The sequence below is a fragment of the bacterium genome (assembly GCA_016708025.1).
In the GTDB taxonomy this organism is placed as follows: Bacteria; Zixibacteria; MSB-5A5; order GN15; family FEB-12; genus FEB-12.
Genome location: JADJGQ010000003.1, coordinates 183087 through 196844, shown reverse-complemented (window position 1 = coordinate 196844; position 13758 = coordinate 183087). Strand labels below are relative to the sequence as shown.

14 protein-coding genes are annotated in these 13758 nt (G+C 54.5%); 8 read left to right on the top strand and 6 right to left on the bottom strand.

Annotated elements, in window-relative coordinates:
* Window positions 1–17: 17 nt before the first annotated feature.
* A complete protein-coding gene (locus IPH75_12105; protein ID MBK7142811.1) occupies window positions 18–614 on the top strand; it encodes a heme-binding domain-containing protein in 597 nt (198 codons plus the stop codon).
* Between the two features lie 219 nt (window positions 615–833).
* Complete coding sequence (locus IPH75_12100) at window positions 834–2015, top strand: hypothetical protein (protein MBK7142810.1); 1182 nt, start codon at window positions 834–836, stop codon at window positions 2013–2015.
* 124 nt (window positions 2016–2139) lie between these two features.
* Here the strand turns inward: IPH75_12100 and IPH75_12095 are convergent, their stop codons facing one another.
* Window positions 2140–2982 (bottom strand): hypothetical protein, encoded by an 843-nt coding sequence (locus IPH75_12095; protein ID MBK7142809.1) that lies wholly within the window; start codon window positions 2980–2982, stop codon window positions 2140–2142.
* A gap of 85 nt (window positions 2983–3067) precedes the next feature.
* Between IPH75_12095 and IPH75_12090 the strand changes: the two genes are divergently transcribed.
* The 5 genes from IPH75_12090 to IPH75_12070 all read left to right on the top strand — a co-directional run bounded on the left by IPH75_12090 (window position 3068) and on the right by IPH75_12070 (window position 6827).
* Window positions 3068–3973, top strand: coding sequence for a DNA-processing protein DprA (locus tag IPH75_12090; protein ID MBK7142808.1), 906 nt, complete (start codon window positions 3068–3070; stop codon window positions 3971–3973).
* A gap of 5 nt (window positions 3974–3978) precedes the next feature.
* Entirely contained in the window at window positions 3979–4593 is a 615-nt protein-coding gene (locus IPH75_12085) for a YigZ family protein (protein MBK7142807.1), read from the top strand.
* On the top strand, window positions 4559–5497 hold the full coding sequence (locus IPH75_12080) for a hypothetical protein (protein ID MBK7142806.1): 939 nt from the start codon (window positions 4559–4561) through the stop codon (window positions 5495–5497). Before IPH75_12085 ends, IPH75_12080 begins: the two co-directional genes overlap by 35 nt.
* The gene (locus IPH75_12075; protein ID MBK7142805.1) at window positions 5490–6035 is read left to right on the top strand and encodes a phosphatase PAP2 family protein; all 546 of its coding nucleotides are present in this window, start codon (window positions 5490–5492) and stop codon (window positions 6033–6035) included. The genes IPH75_12080 and IPH75_12075 overlap by 8 nt, the downstream gene beginning before the upstream one ends.
* Window positions 6036–6314: 279 nt before the next feature.
* The gene (locus IPH75_12070; GenBank protein ID MBK7142804.1) at window positions 6315–6827 is read left to right on the top strand and encodes a macro domain-containing protein; all 513 of its coding nucleotides are present in this window, start codon (window positions 6315–6317) and stop codon (window positions 6825–6827) included.
* A 7-nt stretch (window positions 6828–6834) separates the two neighbouring features.
* On the opposite strand, the gene IPH75_12065 is transcribed toward IPH75_12070, so the two are convergent.
* From IPH75_12065 to IPH75_12050, 4 genes are all read right to left on the bottom strand, one after another.
* A complete protein-coding gene (locus IPH75_12065; GenBank protein MBK7142803.1) occupies window positions 6835–7374 on the bottom strand; it encodes a hypothetical protein in 540 nt (179 codons plus the stop codon).
* Between the two features lie 56 nt (window positions 7375–7430).
* Window positions 7431–8558 carry an N-acetyltransferase gene (locus IPH75_12060; protein ID MBK7142802.1) on the bottom strand — a complete coding sequence of 376 codons (1128 nt, stop codon included), beginning with the start codon at window positions 8556–8558 and terminating at the stop codon, window positions 7431–7433.
* A 7-nt stretch (window positions 8559–8565) separates the two neighbouring features.
* The gene (locus IPH75_12055; GenBank protein ID MBK7142801.1) at window positions 8566–9705 is read right to left on the bottom strand and encodes a pyridoxal phosphate-dependent aminotransferase family protein; all 1140 of its coding nucleotides are present in this window, start codon (window positions 9703–9705) and stop codon (window positions 8566–8568) included.
* A gap of 288 nt (window positions 9706–9993) precedes the next feature.
* On the bottom strand, window positions 9994–10245 hold the full coding sequence (locus IPH75_12050) for a GlsB/YeaQ/YmgE family stress response membrane protein (GenBank protein MBK7142800.1): 252 nt from the start codon (window positions 10243–10245) through the stop codon (window positions 9994–9996).
* 218 nt (window positions 10246–10463) lie between these two features.
* Here IPH75_12050 and IPH75_12045 point away from each other — a divergent pair, with 218 nt between their 5' ends.
* On the top strand, window positions 10464–12281 hold the full coding sequence (locus tag IPH75_12045; GenBank protein MBK7142799.1) for a TonB family protein: 1818 nt from the start codon (window positions 10464–10466) through the stop codon (window positions 12279–12281).
* Between the two features lie 81 nt (window positions 12282–12362).
* Here the strand turns inward: IPH75_12045 and IPH75_12040 are convergent, their stop codons facing one another.
* Entirely contained in the window at window positions 12363–13160 is a 798-nt protein-coding gene (locus IPH75_12040) for a c-type cytochrome (GenBank protein ID MBK7142798.1), read from the bottom strand.
* Window positions 13161–13758: the final 598 nt, after the last annotated feature.

Here is a 13758-nt window from a genome sequence, read left to right as displayed (position 1 = left end):
ATCTCTGGAGATATCCTATGGTAACTTCACGTGAAAATCGTTTTCCTCGCGCCCTCTTGATCGCGGTCGGGCTGGTCCTGGCTGTGGTTGCCGGATTGTGGGCAAAGGAAGAGACGGAACCCGTGGCGGAAGGGGAAGAATGGGAAAACGCCGTCGAAACCCCGATCGAGATCGCCAGCACGACTGTCGCCCAGAAACAGGATTCTCTCTACGCCAATATCGACGAGCAATTCAAGCTGGTCAGACCGATCTTCGAAAACGCCTGCTTTGATTGCCACAGCACCAAAACCGATTTCCCCTGGTACGCCAAGATCCCCGGGATCAAGCAATTGATCAATGGACATGTCGAGGAAGGACTCGAGCATGTTGACATGACCGATGGTTTCCCGTTCAAAGCAAAGGGAGAACAGATAGAGCTATTGAGTGAATTGCGGGAAGAGGTCGAGGAAGGGAAGATGCCGCTGTTGAGCTATCGTCTGATGCACTGGTCTGCCTGGTTGTCGAGCGCTGAAAAGGACTCCATCTATATGTGGGTTGATTCCTCGATCGCCATGATTGAGCAGTTTTATCAGACTGAGCAGATCCCTTACAACAAGAAGGGATCGGAGAAGTAGTCCTTACCGGTACGCCTGTACCAATCGGTCGATCGAACACTCCGGCGGCTGTACCTCCAGGTACAGTCGCCTTTTCTTTGGCTCTCGTCTGCCACCCCTAATCTATTGCTTTATAATTAGTTAACGATCCTTCGCAGTCGTGGCACGCCGGTTGTATATCTCTTCGGCATGATGTTCAGTTCCCACAGGCAGAATGCTCGCGGTAAGGAGGATGTAACCATGTTTCGCACGTCTCTATCCCTGGCGGCCGCAGCCTTCCTGTTGATCTTCGCAGGATGCTCCGACTCGCCGACCACTCCCACCAACAACACCGTTGGTGATGTCGGCGGATATACCGCCACCAATGAGGCTCCGGCCTTCAATGATCCAGCACTTGTCGCGGCAACTGCAGAAGAAGTTGAATACAATGATCCAGTAGCGACCACGTCGTCCGTTCAGTCGCTGTTGAGCGATCCTGAAGCAGGCATTTACCACCTGCGGGCTGTGTGGGGTCGTCTCCGCTATGACAGCATGTCGGTCACGCCGACCGACTGGGCCGGCTCGCTGACTATTTCACGCGGCGCCGAACTGGTTCGTCGCGTCATCCGGTTTGAACCGGCTACCGATTCCGTACTCCCTCGCACTGATCGACGTTTAATTGAGTGGGCTTCCACTACCACCGTGCATAACGATGGACTCGCTTTTGACCTGCTCATTCCACCGGCTGTTCCGGACTACGACACGACCATTCAGATCATCGTCGACACATTGACCGGTGACACCACCGAGATCATCATTGTCGATACGATCCCGGTCGGACCGGTGACTGTCGAATTTACGGCCGGCAATTATAGCCGCACTTTCTCGCTCAATGAACTCGCCACCCTTGATACGATCATCACGTTCTCGGACTCAACCGCTATCGCCTTCAACGGCTTTAAGGTTGAGCGTTTCGCCTGCCCGCGTGGTTTCCTCGCCGGCTTCTGGGGATATGACTCCACCGGCCAGGGCGAATTCCGCGGCATGTGGATCTCCCGTCATGGCGTGATCGAGGGTCACTTGCGCGGTACGTTTGGCGAAGATTCCACCGGTGCCCGCGAATTCTACGGCAAGTGGATCGATGCCAGCGGACAGTTTGAAGGATTCCTCCATGGCGTCTGGGGACAGCATGCCAACCCGCACGCTGACTCGACCGCGATCCGTCGCGCCGGAGGTTGGTTCCGTGGTATGATCCTCGATGCCAATCAGGCCGAGATCGGCGTCCTCGCCGGACACTACTTTGGAAGCACGTCTAAGCGCCCGGGTTATTTCCAGGGTCGCTGGAAAGTCCGTTGTGCGTCGATGGACGGAGATGATGACGGCATGAATCAGCAGGAGATCCGCGCCGAGGTTGAAAACCGACGCGGCGGTGGTCGAAAATAGTCTAAATCAGACAAGAAAAATGGTTCTGCTTCGGACCGCGACCTGAAGCAGACCGGAGCGCCGGCGTACTACTGTAGCCGGCGTTCTATTTTTATGGGTGACCGTATAGACCGACTAATGAGAACTACTTCAGCCGCTCTTCGAGATCGGTAATGAGCGAATCGATATTGTACTGATTCTCGCCTAGTCGCGCGCGGATGAATCGGAAATGCTCCAGCGATTCCGCCAGTTTCTCTTTGTCCGAAGATACTGACAGCACGTTGGCCAACCCTAGACGGAAGCCGATGATACTCGAATCGGCGGCCATCGCCTTCCGGAACAGAACTTCCGCTTCGTCATACTTCCGCTGATAGGCCAGGAGGAAAGCGCGATTGGCCACGATCTCGTTTCGTTCGCCAAACCGGGCGGCCGCTGAATCAAGATAATCAATGGCGACCTGCCCTGAATCGACCGCCAGCGCAATACTGACGAATCGCATATACTCTTCCGGAGAATCCGGATGCTGGTCAACGATCAGCTTCTGGTAATGGAAAGTCATCAGGAGTGAACTATCTTTGGCGTACAGCTCCGCAAGTTCACGCCAGTATTGCTGTTCCGAATCACCGGTCGCAATAAGCGTCTTGATCGCATTGATGGCATTCCGGTGGTCTTCGGTCTGCACCGCCATGTCATGGATCTCCAGGTTGATCTCGCGATCCCCCGGGTGGAGCAGATCGGCACGCTTCAGATATGTCAGGGCCGAGTCAAACTGCTGTTCGCGACGAAACGTCAGGCCGGTGAAATAGAGCAGGTGGCGGTCCGATGGCTTTATCATCAGACCTTGCTGATAAAAAGCACGAGCCTCCAGGTAGTTTTCCGCGGTGAAGGCCTCATCACCAGCTTTGGTCAACTCTTCGATCGTTTTCGGGCCGGAACAGCCGGCAACCAGCGCCAGCAGTGTGAGCAGGAGGAGAAGTGTTTGTTTCATAGTGGGTGAAATATACTAGATTGTCCGTTCTGATTCAAGGATATAGCCATTTGACAATGCTGGAGCAGTGACGTAAGATTGCTCCATGACGACTGTTTCGCATAACACTGCTTCGGTTCAGATGCTGACTCTGGTCCGCTTTGGCGGCATGACCCCACGCATGCTGGGGCCACTCTTCCACCGCTTCGGCAGCCTGGCGGCCATTCTCGGCGCCTCTGCCACCGAACTGCTGTCCGTCTCCGGCATCACCAAGACCGCCGCCGCAAAGCTGAGTAAAGCCCACAACCACCTCTACGAGGCTACCTCTATCCTTGATGAGCTGGGGCGACGGGATATCCGCCTGCTCACTCATTTTGATCCTGACTACGGCACTCTTTTGACTGAACTCAATGATCCACCCCCGATGCTCTATCTGCGTGGAAACATGCCGGATCCTGCGAAAAAGTCGGTCACGTTGGTCGGGACCGAGGCCGCCACGGAGCTGGGGATCGCCTTGACTACCCGCCTCGCCAAACTGTTTGCCGAGGCCGGGGTGCAGGTAGTTTCTTCACTCACTTTGGGTAGCGATGCGGCCGCCCATCTCGGGGCCCGATCTGTTAATGGCCAGTCCTTCGCCGTCATTGACACCGGCTTTGATCACATTCTTCAAACTGAGGGGGTCCCGCTGGCGATTGATGTTACCAGAGGGGGCGGAGTGATCACTGAATTCCCACCTGAATTCCATCTGAGGGATGATGCCCTCGAAACCACCAATCGGATACTAGTCGGCCTCGGACAGGCCGTGGTGATCACTGAAGTATATCAATCCTCCCGACGGATTCACGATATCATCGACTTCTGCTCTCAGATCGGAAAACTGAGTTTTCTGATGGTTGATCCTGACTATGGCCCGCTTGCCGACAAAGAAAGCCTTGAGCATGCCCTACGGTGTGGCGTGATCCCAATGGAAGGGCTGGATAAAAGCTCGGACATCATCAAGGTACTTGTGTAGTCCAGATGGATGATTCCTACCTGACTATCGCCAGGGAATCGACCGCAGAGATCAAGATAAAGAACTCGCGGTTCATTGGTGAGACCTGTCTGGTTGGAACGGTCGAGCAGGCGCTCGAACGCCTCAACGCGATCCGGAAACGCGAGTATGACGCTACGCATCATTGCTACGCATATCAAGTTGGCCTTTTCAGACAGATGCAGTTTAAATACTCCGATGATGGCGAACCATCCGGTACTGCCGGCAAACCGATTTACGACCGTCTGGCCGGTTCGCACCTGAGCAACCTGCTGATCGTGGTCACCCGCTACTACGGAGGGACCCAACTCGGCACCGGCGGGCTGACCCATGCCTATAGCGATGCCGCCCGGCTCGTGCTCGAAGCGTCAGGGAGCCAGGAACATTTCATTCAGTCGGAACTTGACCTGCTGATAGATTTCACGCTCTATGACCGCGTGCAGCGATTGGTATCCAAACTGGGGGCATCGATAGTCTCGTCGGACTTCAGCGATCAGGTACGACTGCGTCTGTCAATCCGTCAATCTCGCGCCGAACAACTTCGTAATGATTTGATCGAGTTGAGCAATGGAAAAGCGATCATCAAGGAACCGCAGCAGTAAAACGATCGACTGTCTGGGTCTGGGGATAATCCCCCTCGACCTGCTTTTTACCGTGCCGTACTATCCGGAGGCTGGTGGGAAGATCGATGCTACCAGTGTGATCGTTCAGGGGGGCGGACCCGTCCCGAATACACTGGTTGGCCTCAGCCGTCTTGGTTTGAAAACAGCCGTCATCGCGGCGGTGGGTGATGATCTGTTCGGCCAACTGAATATCGAAGATCTGAAGAGAGAAGATGTTGATGCCCGCTATATGGTGGTTAAGAAGCAGCAGTCTGCCGCCGCTGCCGGTTTCATCGAGCAGGAGAGTGGAAGGCGGACCATTGCACTCCACCGGGATATCGTGGTGAAACCTGCTGACTTGAAACTGGCGAGCTATCCAATTCCACGTCTCGTTCATCTGGATGGCCGCGACCTTCCGGCCGCAATCAAGCTGGCTAATTGGGCGCACAAAGTCGGTGCTATCGTTTCTTTTGATATTGGGTCGATGCGTAACGATGTCTCGCCGATCTTCCCGCTTGTCGATCACCTGGTGGTAGCGGATGCTTTCGCGCTCCCGTTCACGTCTTCTCGCACGGCGATTGAAGCCATTGCCCACCTCGCCCTGATCTGCCCGGGCACGATCGTTGTGACCGTAGGACTGGCAGGCTCGGTCGGCCTCGAGGATGGTCAGTTCGTCCGCCAGCAGGCCTACAAGGTGCCGGTCGCCGATACGACCGGCGCAGGCGACGCTTTCCATGCCGGCTACCTTTATGGATTATTGCAGGGCTGGGGGATGCAGGAGAGACTTCGCTTTGGCGCCGCGGTCGCCGCCCTCAAGTGCACGAAACCGGGAGCGCGCACTGGAGCACCCAGACTCCGCGACGTTCATCGCTTCCTGAAATCGGAGCCGGACACCTATGCTTGAGTGGCTGGCGCAGATCGACCGCGCGATCTTCCTCTTCCTTAATGTTCAGGCGGCAAATCCGGTCACGGATCTCTGCATGCCGGTCATCACCTCTGACACCCTCCTCCGGATAGCCTACGCCATCACCGTCATTCTCGTCCTCTGGAAAGGGGATCGCAGATTACGCTGGACAGTGCTCGTATCAGCGGTTACCCTCTTGTTGACCGATCAACTGGCGGCAAACTTCCTGAAGAACTACTTCGATCGTCCACGCCCCTGTCACACCCTGCCGGATATCAACTTGCTGGTCAATTGTGGCGCCGGGTTCTCGATGCCTTCGGCACATGCGGCCAATGCCTTCGGGCAGGCGATCGTCTGGGGAATGCGCGCGAAACACTTGCTCTGGTATCTGCTGGGTATTGCTTTTGTTATCGCCATCAGTCGGGTCTTCGTTGGAGTGCATTATCCGGGTGATGTGCTTGTCGGCGGGGGAGTAGGTGTACTGATCGGATTGTTAACACATACGCTTGGCTCGCGATGGATCTCCCCAAAGCGCTGATCTTGTTCTGGAAATTCTACAATACTACCAAAAGAACAGCACCCTCGAGCCATACCCAAGGGTGCTTTATGACTTTAATGAATGTTTGACTGCGTCCGTCTTTCTGCCACCGACGGTGACGGGGCCCAGAGTTTTTAGAGCCTCTTTATGCGGACGCCTTCACTGTCTATGATAGGCTACGGAGTCCATATTGTCAAGGAAAATCTGCACATCATTCGGCGCAAACAGATTATCCCCCTCTTGCTTCTTGCCCGCCGCTGTTGCACTTTAGGGGAAGATATGAATTACCAGATCGAGATTATCCAGCGCGATATCGTCACCACCGATACCGAGGCGATTGTAAACGCCGCCAACAACCACTTCTGGATGGGGTCAGGGGTTGCCGGGGCGATCAAACTGGCCGGCGGCGAAACCATTGAACAACAAGCAGTCGCCAAGGGACCGGTCATGCCGGGCGAGGCTATCTTTACTTCAGCCGGGACTCTTCGCTTCAAATACATCATCCATGCCGCCTGTATGGGGCAGGACCTCCGCACCACCGACAAACTGATCCGCCAGGCAACCGTCTCCAGCCTCAATCTGGCCGAGAAACTAAACCTGACATCCATCGCCTTTCCCGCCTTCGGAACCGGCGTAGGTGGATTCCCGATGAAAGCCTGCGCCAACCTGATGACCGCAGTAGTGCGCGGCTTCCGCGAACGCTCCACTGTCATTCAGCGCGTACAATTCTGTCTGTGGGATGAATACGGGCTCGCGATGTTCCGCGAGTCGCTGGATAAAGCCAATCAGTAGCCGAGCGCTACTTTCTAAACTTCGCCTTGAAGTGACCGTCGAACGAGAGCGGCACTTTGTCTGAATTCTGGAATACCCCCCGCAGAGTGCCGAACAAATGATCTCCCCTCAGGGAGTCGATCGACAGCTCACCGGATTCCGGCATAAACAATTTCGAGCCTGCCGCTTGATCGTAACGCCCTCGGATCCAGAGGTATGAATTGTCCACCAACGGGACCGTCTCCACCTTCAGCGGATTGGAAACCTCGAAATAGACGTCGCACCGAAGATACTCGTCAAAACGCATGACTGAGTAGGTATCGGCCTCATGAGTTAATCCACGCGTGCCGGTCGTAACGATGATCGTATTGCCGGTCCCGGGCACGAATTTTTCGAGGCTGTTCGGGTCACCCAGCACGGCATTCGGGACGAACTGCGTGGCTTCCACTTTCACTTTGCGGCGGATATCGTCGGCTATCTGATACAATTCGTACTTATAGCGGCTGGCACAGGAAAGAACCAATAACAGGAGGGAGAAGACGATGGCTGTGCGAATGAGGATCTTCATATAGCTACCCGAACAAAGACGCAGCGGATGGGCAAACCGTGCGATACCGGCCACAATTAGAGCGGCATTTCCATAATTCGATACTTTTTATACAATTTTCCCCCCATCTGTTCGGCCGACCGACACATCAGTTCGTTGGTCTCCAGGATCCAGGAAAGCTCCGCCCAGCTATAGCCCCGCGCGATCCCCCGGTTATGGGTTTCGACGAAGAAGATCATGTCGATCCCCCGCTTCTGGAACTGCGGAATCACCCCCATCGTGATCAGCCGGACGCCATTGACCTTGTTACGGATTTTGGTATGCCATAAGAGCTTAAGCATGCCAAGCGGGAATAGCCGCCCGCGCAAATGGATCAGCGCCTGATTGATATCCGGCAGGGCGATCGAAAACGCCACCGGTTTGCCCTCGTATTCGGCTATCAGGATCATCTCCGGGTCGCAGATCTGCTTGAGATCATCGGCCATATGAGTGAATTCTTCCTCACTCATCGGCACGAAACCCCAGTTATGCGCCCAGGCCTGATTGTATACCTCGTTGAGCCGCTTCACTTCATTGTCGTAGTCTCGCATCTTGAGCGTGCGGATCGTGACTTTGCTGCGCTGTTTGAGCTTGTCGACCACGCGCTGGATCCGGTCCGAAATACCGTCCTCTTTGACGATCACATATCCGTTCAGATCCATGACTTTTTTCAGACCGAATTTCTCCGCCAGCCGCGGCTGGTACGGGAAATTGTACGGCATCATCACAGTCGGCGGAAGGTCATACCCGTCGATCAGGAACCCGATATCATGATTGGTGGAGAAATTCATCGGGCCGCGCATCAGATCCGCGCCCTCTTTGGCCAGCGTGATCATCGCGACTTTCAGGAGTGCCTTGGCGACCTCGTAATCATCGATCGTATCGAAAAAGCCGAAAAAGCCGGCTTTCTCGTGATGAAAATCATTATGGGTGTAATTGATGCAGGTGGCGATCCGTCCGACGATCTCATCATCCCGCATCGCCAGAAACAGCTTCACCTTCGATGTCTTGTAGAACGGATTTTTCTCCTGATCGAAAAACGCCTTCCGTTCGATCAGCAGAGGGGTGACATAGTAGGGGACCCCTTTGTATAACTTGTTTGGGAATTTGATGAACTGGTCGAGTTGAGTTGGCGACTCAACATCCACGACTTCTACTTGCGCCATACTGCTCTTACGAGATCAACCCACGCTTGCGGGATACCCGTTCGATTACCTCAAGCACTTTGTCCAGTTGTTCGTCGGTATGCGTCGCCGTGTATGATGTTCGGATCATACCGCGTCCCGGGGGGACCGCCGGTGAGATCACCGGATTGGTGAAAACACCGTTGTCGAACAGGTCTTTCCAGAAAGCGAATGTCTCGAGATCTTCGCCAACCACGATCGGGACCACTGGCGTCTCCGTATGACCGATATCCAATCCCATATTGCGGAACCCGGCCTGCATCTTGCGCGCGTTGCGCCAGAGATGTTCGCGGCGTTCCGGCTCGGCCTCGATAATATCCAGCGCGGCCAACACGGCGGCGGCCGACGATGGCGTGATCGAGGCGGAGAAAATGAGCGAGCGGGCGAAATGCTTGATAAAATCTATGACCTGGAAATCGCCGGCGACAAACCCGCCCAGCGAAGCGAATGACTTGGAGAATGTCCCCATGATCAGGTCGACATCATCAGTCAGTCCGAAATGCTCGGCAGTCCCTGCGCCGGTCGGGCCAAGCACGCCGATAGAGTGCGCATCGTCAACCATCAACCGGGCATTGTACTTTTTGGCGACTTTCACCAGGTCAGGAAGGTTGATGATATCCCCTTCCATTGAGAACACGCCGTCGACCACGATCAGCATGCCGCCTTTGCCGTTGATATTGCGAACATTGGCGACCACTCGTTCGCAGTCTTCTATGTCGTTATGCGCAAATTTATAGACTTTGCCGTAGGACAGGCGAGTACCATCGACAATGCAGGCGTGCACCTGGCGGTCAATGATGATCGCGTCATTTTTGCTCGCCATGCAGGAGATGGCGCCCAGATTGGTCTGGAATCCGGTCGAAAAGACCAGCGCCGCTTCCTTGTGCATGAACTTGGCGAGTCTTCGCTCAAGTTCCAGATGCAGGTCGAGAGTCCCATTCAAGAACCGTGAACCGGTACAACCGGAACCATACTTGAGCGCGGCGTCGGCCGCGGCCTGCTTTACCTTCGGATGGTTGACCAAGCCGAGGTAGTTGTTGGAGCCGACCATAATGCAGTGCTGCCCTTCGACAACAACCTCGTTGCCGGGAGCGGACTGGATCGGATGGAAATAGGGATAAATGCCCATCGCCTTCACATCACGGGCTTCGGTGAAATTAAAGCATTTTTCGAAGATGTCTGGGAAGGTCACTTCCGCCTTTTCCTTGGCCTGCAACGATTGGCTCCTTTGGCTGTAGTTATCGCACCCAAACTTATCAGTTAACAAATTCAGAGTGCTCTTGTCAAGAAAATAGGTTAGAGGGAGAAGTGATTGAAAATGCGAGGGTTAGGCCGGGGGAAAGGCCCCCCGATGCGCCATCCACACGCCAGGAAATCTGTTCAAGTTGCGGCCCCATCCTACCTTGCGGATATTCTATCACCGCATCAGCCGAATGATGATCAGCAAAACTACTGCCCCGACTATCGACATGATGAATCCCGTCCGCTGAAAACTCGAACCTGCCTCCGCTGGTTTCATCTTGCCGCCGATAAATCCCCCAATCACCGATCCGACAATCCCGACCGCCGTGGTCGCCAAAAACCCCATTTGATCTCCACCCGGCAGAAGCGCACGAGCGATCAAGCCGGCGAAAAACCCGACAATGATGTACCAAATGATGTTCAGCATGAGATACTCCCTTCTCTCGATCTGAAACGGGAACTGAAGCGCATGGAAAGGCCGCCTTGAATTCGGCCAATAGTCTTTGATGCTCTCAATATTGCGTGAGAGGATTTCTGACGCAAGAGGCAACTCAATGATCACGAAATGCCGCTGGTTTTACCCAACCCTTGCAAATTCTCTCTGAGTTGATATCTTACACCAGTCAGTCGACCCTGGGAGAGTTCATGAAACGCATCTGTATAGCCCTGTTCTTGTTCTTTTCGGCCATCCTGCCGTTTTCTGTCCATGCACAATATCGACAGATCGATTACGCCCCACCTGCAGAATTGGGACCCGGGGTGAAGGATTCCATCCTCCGCGCCACATTGCCGCCGATCCCGACCTATCCTGCAAAAGGGAAAAAGGCACAGGTGCGTGCCGCAGTCTGGCTCAAGGTTACGGTCGGGGAACTGGGGGAAGTGAAAGCGGCCGAGGTCGTCAGGTGCGTCACTCCTGGCTACGGTTTCGAGGAAGCAGCACTCAAGGCGGTAAGAGACGCTTATTTTGAACCCCTCTGGGATGGGATCTACCCGGTTGAGTACGTCGGCTATTGCCCGGTTGTGTATGCTAATCCCAATGCAATAGGAATGGAGTGGACCGACGAGGCAGGGCGGCGGAGAGTCGGCAAAGGAGCTAGAGTGATTGGCCCCGGAATCGACGCACCCATCGTCGAGCCGCTGACACCACCTGTGCTCAATTATCCCAGGGAAGCGATTAGTAATCTGGTCGAGGCGGTCGTGCTGACCAGATTGAAGATCGACAAAACGGGACACCCGATTGATGTTGAGGTCAAGAATGTCTCTGTCCCCGGCTACCACTTCCGCGAGATCGCGACGAAAGCAGTCAGATCAACGCCCTTCCCGGTCAAACTCAACAGTAAAGGGAATCCGGTCGGCTACGATGCCTACTATCGGGTCTATTTCAACCTGACTGCCGAGACAATGGCTTTGGTCGGAATCCCGCTTCCGACCGATTCCGTTCCGGGACTGGTTCGTCCGCAGGCATCTCCAAATACGGAACGTCGCTTCCTCCGTGAAACCTTTGAATCTAAGCGCGAAGGAACGGCTCTGATCAATGCCTATGTCGACACGCTGGGACTTCCCAAAGTGATCCAACTGGCAACTTCCGCCGGCGACCCGATACTCGATACCAATGCCATCGTGGAAGTCAGAAATATGAGATTCGAACCTGGCAGAGTGGATGGTCGCAAGGTCGGCGCCTGGACAACCGTTTCGTTGAACTACAAGCTCAGCCAGCTCGCACTTGGGGGGCTTACCTGGTATGAGGAGAGTTCCACCACCGATTCAGCGAACATTACGCATTGTGATACACTCTTCGATACAACAACCGCAAACCAAATGCTGATTGTAGACTCTATTGGATCAACGAAACCGGGTTCCACCAGCTATGCGGATCTGGTGCCGCCGGAGTATTCCGCCAAATTCACGCGATACAAAAAGGCGCAGTACCCGCTCGAAGACTGGAGCAATGGAACAGAGGGATGGGTCAAACTGGCTGCGGTGATCGATGAAAAGGGGAGAGTCCTGGACACCACTATTGCCTCATCTTCCGGGAATAGTCGCTTTGAAAAAGCGGCGATCAAGGCGATCTCGGGACACAAGTTCGCCCCCGGCACGACCAACGGGAAACCGGTTACATCCTGGATGGCCTGGTTTGTTCGCTTTGATTCAACCTCCAAGGATGTCGAGCGACCCGGCCCGAAAGAACTGATTGCGCCCAAGCCGCTGGAAGTCACCAACCCCACCTATCCCGAGACCGCGGTGAGTGACCGTTCGACTGGATCCGTCTGGGTTCGGCTATATGTCGATACCACCGGTCGAGTGCTTGAAACGAAATTGCTGGAAACTTCCGGCGATCCTGCTCTGGACTCTGCAGCTCTGGCTGTTGCGCCGACTTACCGTTTCACTCCCGCGCTCTACAATGGCCAGCCGCAACGCTTCTGGATGAAGTATGAAGTCAGATTCTCTATTCAACCAAAGTAGGGCTTATCGAGATCGACGCATTTCTCGACTGGTGATCCTAACCGGTCACAACGACTGCATCGCCAATCTATTTTCCGGGACCTACGGAGTTTTGCTCTTTCTTAACGCTTCCAGATCACGCTTGATTCGCCGTGATTCGGGATTGATCTGCAATGCCCGTTCATATTCAGCGATCGCTGTCGCCGTATCTCCGAGCGAGGTATACACCTGTCCCAGCAGCCACTGATTGAAGATCGACTCCGGATTGAATTCCTGGTTGAGCTTTAAGAGCGCGAGTGCCGCCGAATCGCTTTTCTCCGAGATTTCAATCGCGAGTTCTCCCAGTGGGTGATCCGAAAAATCAAACGTATGACTGCCGTAATAGCGTTTACGCAACGACCGGTAGGTAGAATCAACCGCCGCTAATCCGCCGGTCTGATTCGCGCGACGAAGCAGATCCTCCAGCATCTCCGGTTTTACCTGACCGCGATGGCACGTGACACACTGAACAGCGACCATCTGCGAATCAGTACGTTTCATTCTGGCGAGGTAGTCGTTATTGATCGCCCCGACCAGTCGGATCATATCACGTGCCGCTTCCTTCGTCGGCAACGTATCCTTGGCGAAATTCATGCCCCGCGCATTGGGACCCTCGTTACGGACATGGCAATAGTCGCACCCGACTCCCAATGCCGCGGTGAATTTATCCATGATCTGGTCAACCTGTTCATGCGTCAGCGCAGTGTCCAGTACCTTAAGATTGGTCGGCTTTTCTTCTTCCTGTGCGGTTGCCGGTGTTGCCGCGGACAGGCCAAAGAGTGACAGCAGGAGCAGGAAGGCAGGAAGTGATCTGCCACAGGAGCGGGTGGCGAAACGTACCATAGGATGAAAACAGTTCATGATTCAGTGATCCTTCAAGTGAGTGGGTCCATGGGAAGCGGGGAATATAATGATGGACCTATCTAAGTCAAGTTATGAACAACAAACGGCCACTGCTGATATAATGCCGACACTCGATAGCGGCTTCCCGCTGGAACGAAACACTGGCACACGTGTATACCAAGAGAGGAGTAGTCTATGTATATCCGTGGAGATGAGAAGGTAAATGTGAATATCACGGAGGGAAAAATCGCTCATCTCCAGAAAAAGCCCTTGCTTTTTGAGTGGAACATTCTTTATTGAGCGCGCGTTATGAATCAGTGAGAGCGCTTAAGACGAACTCGCGGACGGCGAAGCGCCCAGACTGGTCCATAAAGGATTGTAAGTCAAGAAGATTGACTTATCGGTCAATGTACGAGAACAAATGACCGAACCATCGGTTTAAAAGGATGCGATAGACCTTCGGGTCTGTCGGTCCCGCCCTGTGCCGTTCCCCCTCCCCCCCGGCGCGGGGCGTTTTTTTGCCCGAAAATCCACGCGCGCACCCCAGAAATTCCGTAACTCGTTACCAAACAAGAAAAAGCCGACCTTCCGGTCGGCTTCTACGCTCGTCTTACAC

What these genes read in the sequence shown, in the direction of transcription:
- IPH75_12105 (MBK7142811.1), top strand. Translation starts at nt 18, where the DNA reads ATGGTAACTTCACGTGAAAATCGTTTTCCTCGCGCCCTCTTGATCGCG.
- IPH75_12100 (MBK7142810.1), top strand. Translation starts at nt 834, where the DNA reads ATGTTTCGCACGTCTCTATCCCTGGCGGCCGCAGCCTTCCTGTTGATC.
- IPH75_12095 (MBK7142809.1), bottom strand. Translation starts at nt 2,982, where the DNA reads ATGAAACAAACACTTCTCCTCCTGCTCACACTGCTGGCGCTGGTTGCC.
- IPH75_12090 (MBK7142808.1), top strand. Translation starts at nt 3,068, where the DNA reads ATGACGACTGTTTCGCATAACACTGCTTCGGTTCAGATGCTGACTCTG.
- IPH75_12085 (MBK7142807.1), top strand. Translation starts at nt 3,979, where the DNA reads ATGGATGATTCCTACCTGACTATCGCCAGGGAATCGACCGCAGAGATC.
- IPH75_12080 (MBK7142806.1), top strand. Translation starts at nt 4,559, where the DNA reads ATGGAAAAGCGATCATCAAGGAACCGCAGCAGTAAAACGATCGACTGT.
- IPH75_12075 (MBK7142805.1), top strand. Translation starts at nt 5,490, where the DNA reads ATGCTTGAGTGGCTGGCGCAGATCGACCGCGCGATCTTCCTCTTCCTT.
- IPH75_12070 (MBK7142804.1), top strand. Translation starts at nt 6,315, where the DNA reads ATGAATTACCAGATCGAGATTATCCAGCGCGATATCGTCACCACCGAT.
- IPH75_12065 (MBK7142803.1), bottom strand. Translation starts at nt 7,374, where the DNA reads ATGAAGATCCTCATTCGCACAGCCATCGTCTTCTCCCTCCTGTTATTG.
- IPH75_12060 (MBK7142802.1), bottom strand. Translation starts at nt 8,558, where the DNA reads ATGGCGCAAGTAGAAGTCGTGGATGTTGAGTCGCCAACTCAACTCGAC.
- IPH75_12055 (MBK7142801.1), bottom strand. Translation starts at nt 9,705, where the DNA reads ATGGGCATTTATCCCTATTTCCATCCGATCCAGTCCGCTCCCGGCAAC.
- IPH75_12050 (MBK7142800.1), bottom strand. Translation starts at nt 10,245, where the DNA reads ATGCTGAACATCATTTGGTACATCATTGTCGGGTTTTTCGCCGGCTTG.
- IPH75_12045 (MBK7142799.1), top strand. Translation starts at nt 10,464, where the DNA reads ATGAAACGCATCTGTATAGCCCTGTTCTTGTTCTTTTCGGCCATCCTG.
- IPH75_12040 (MBK7142798.1), bottom strand. Translation starts at nt 13,160, where the DNA reads ATGAACTGTTTTCATCCTATGGTACGTTTCGCCACCCGCTCCTGTGGC.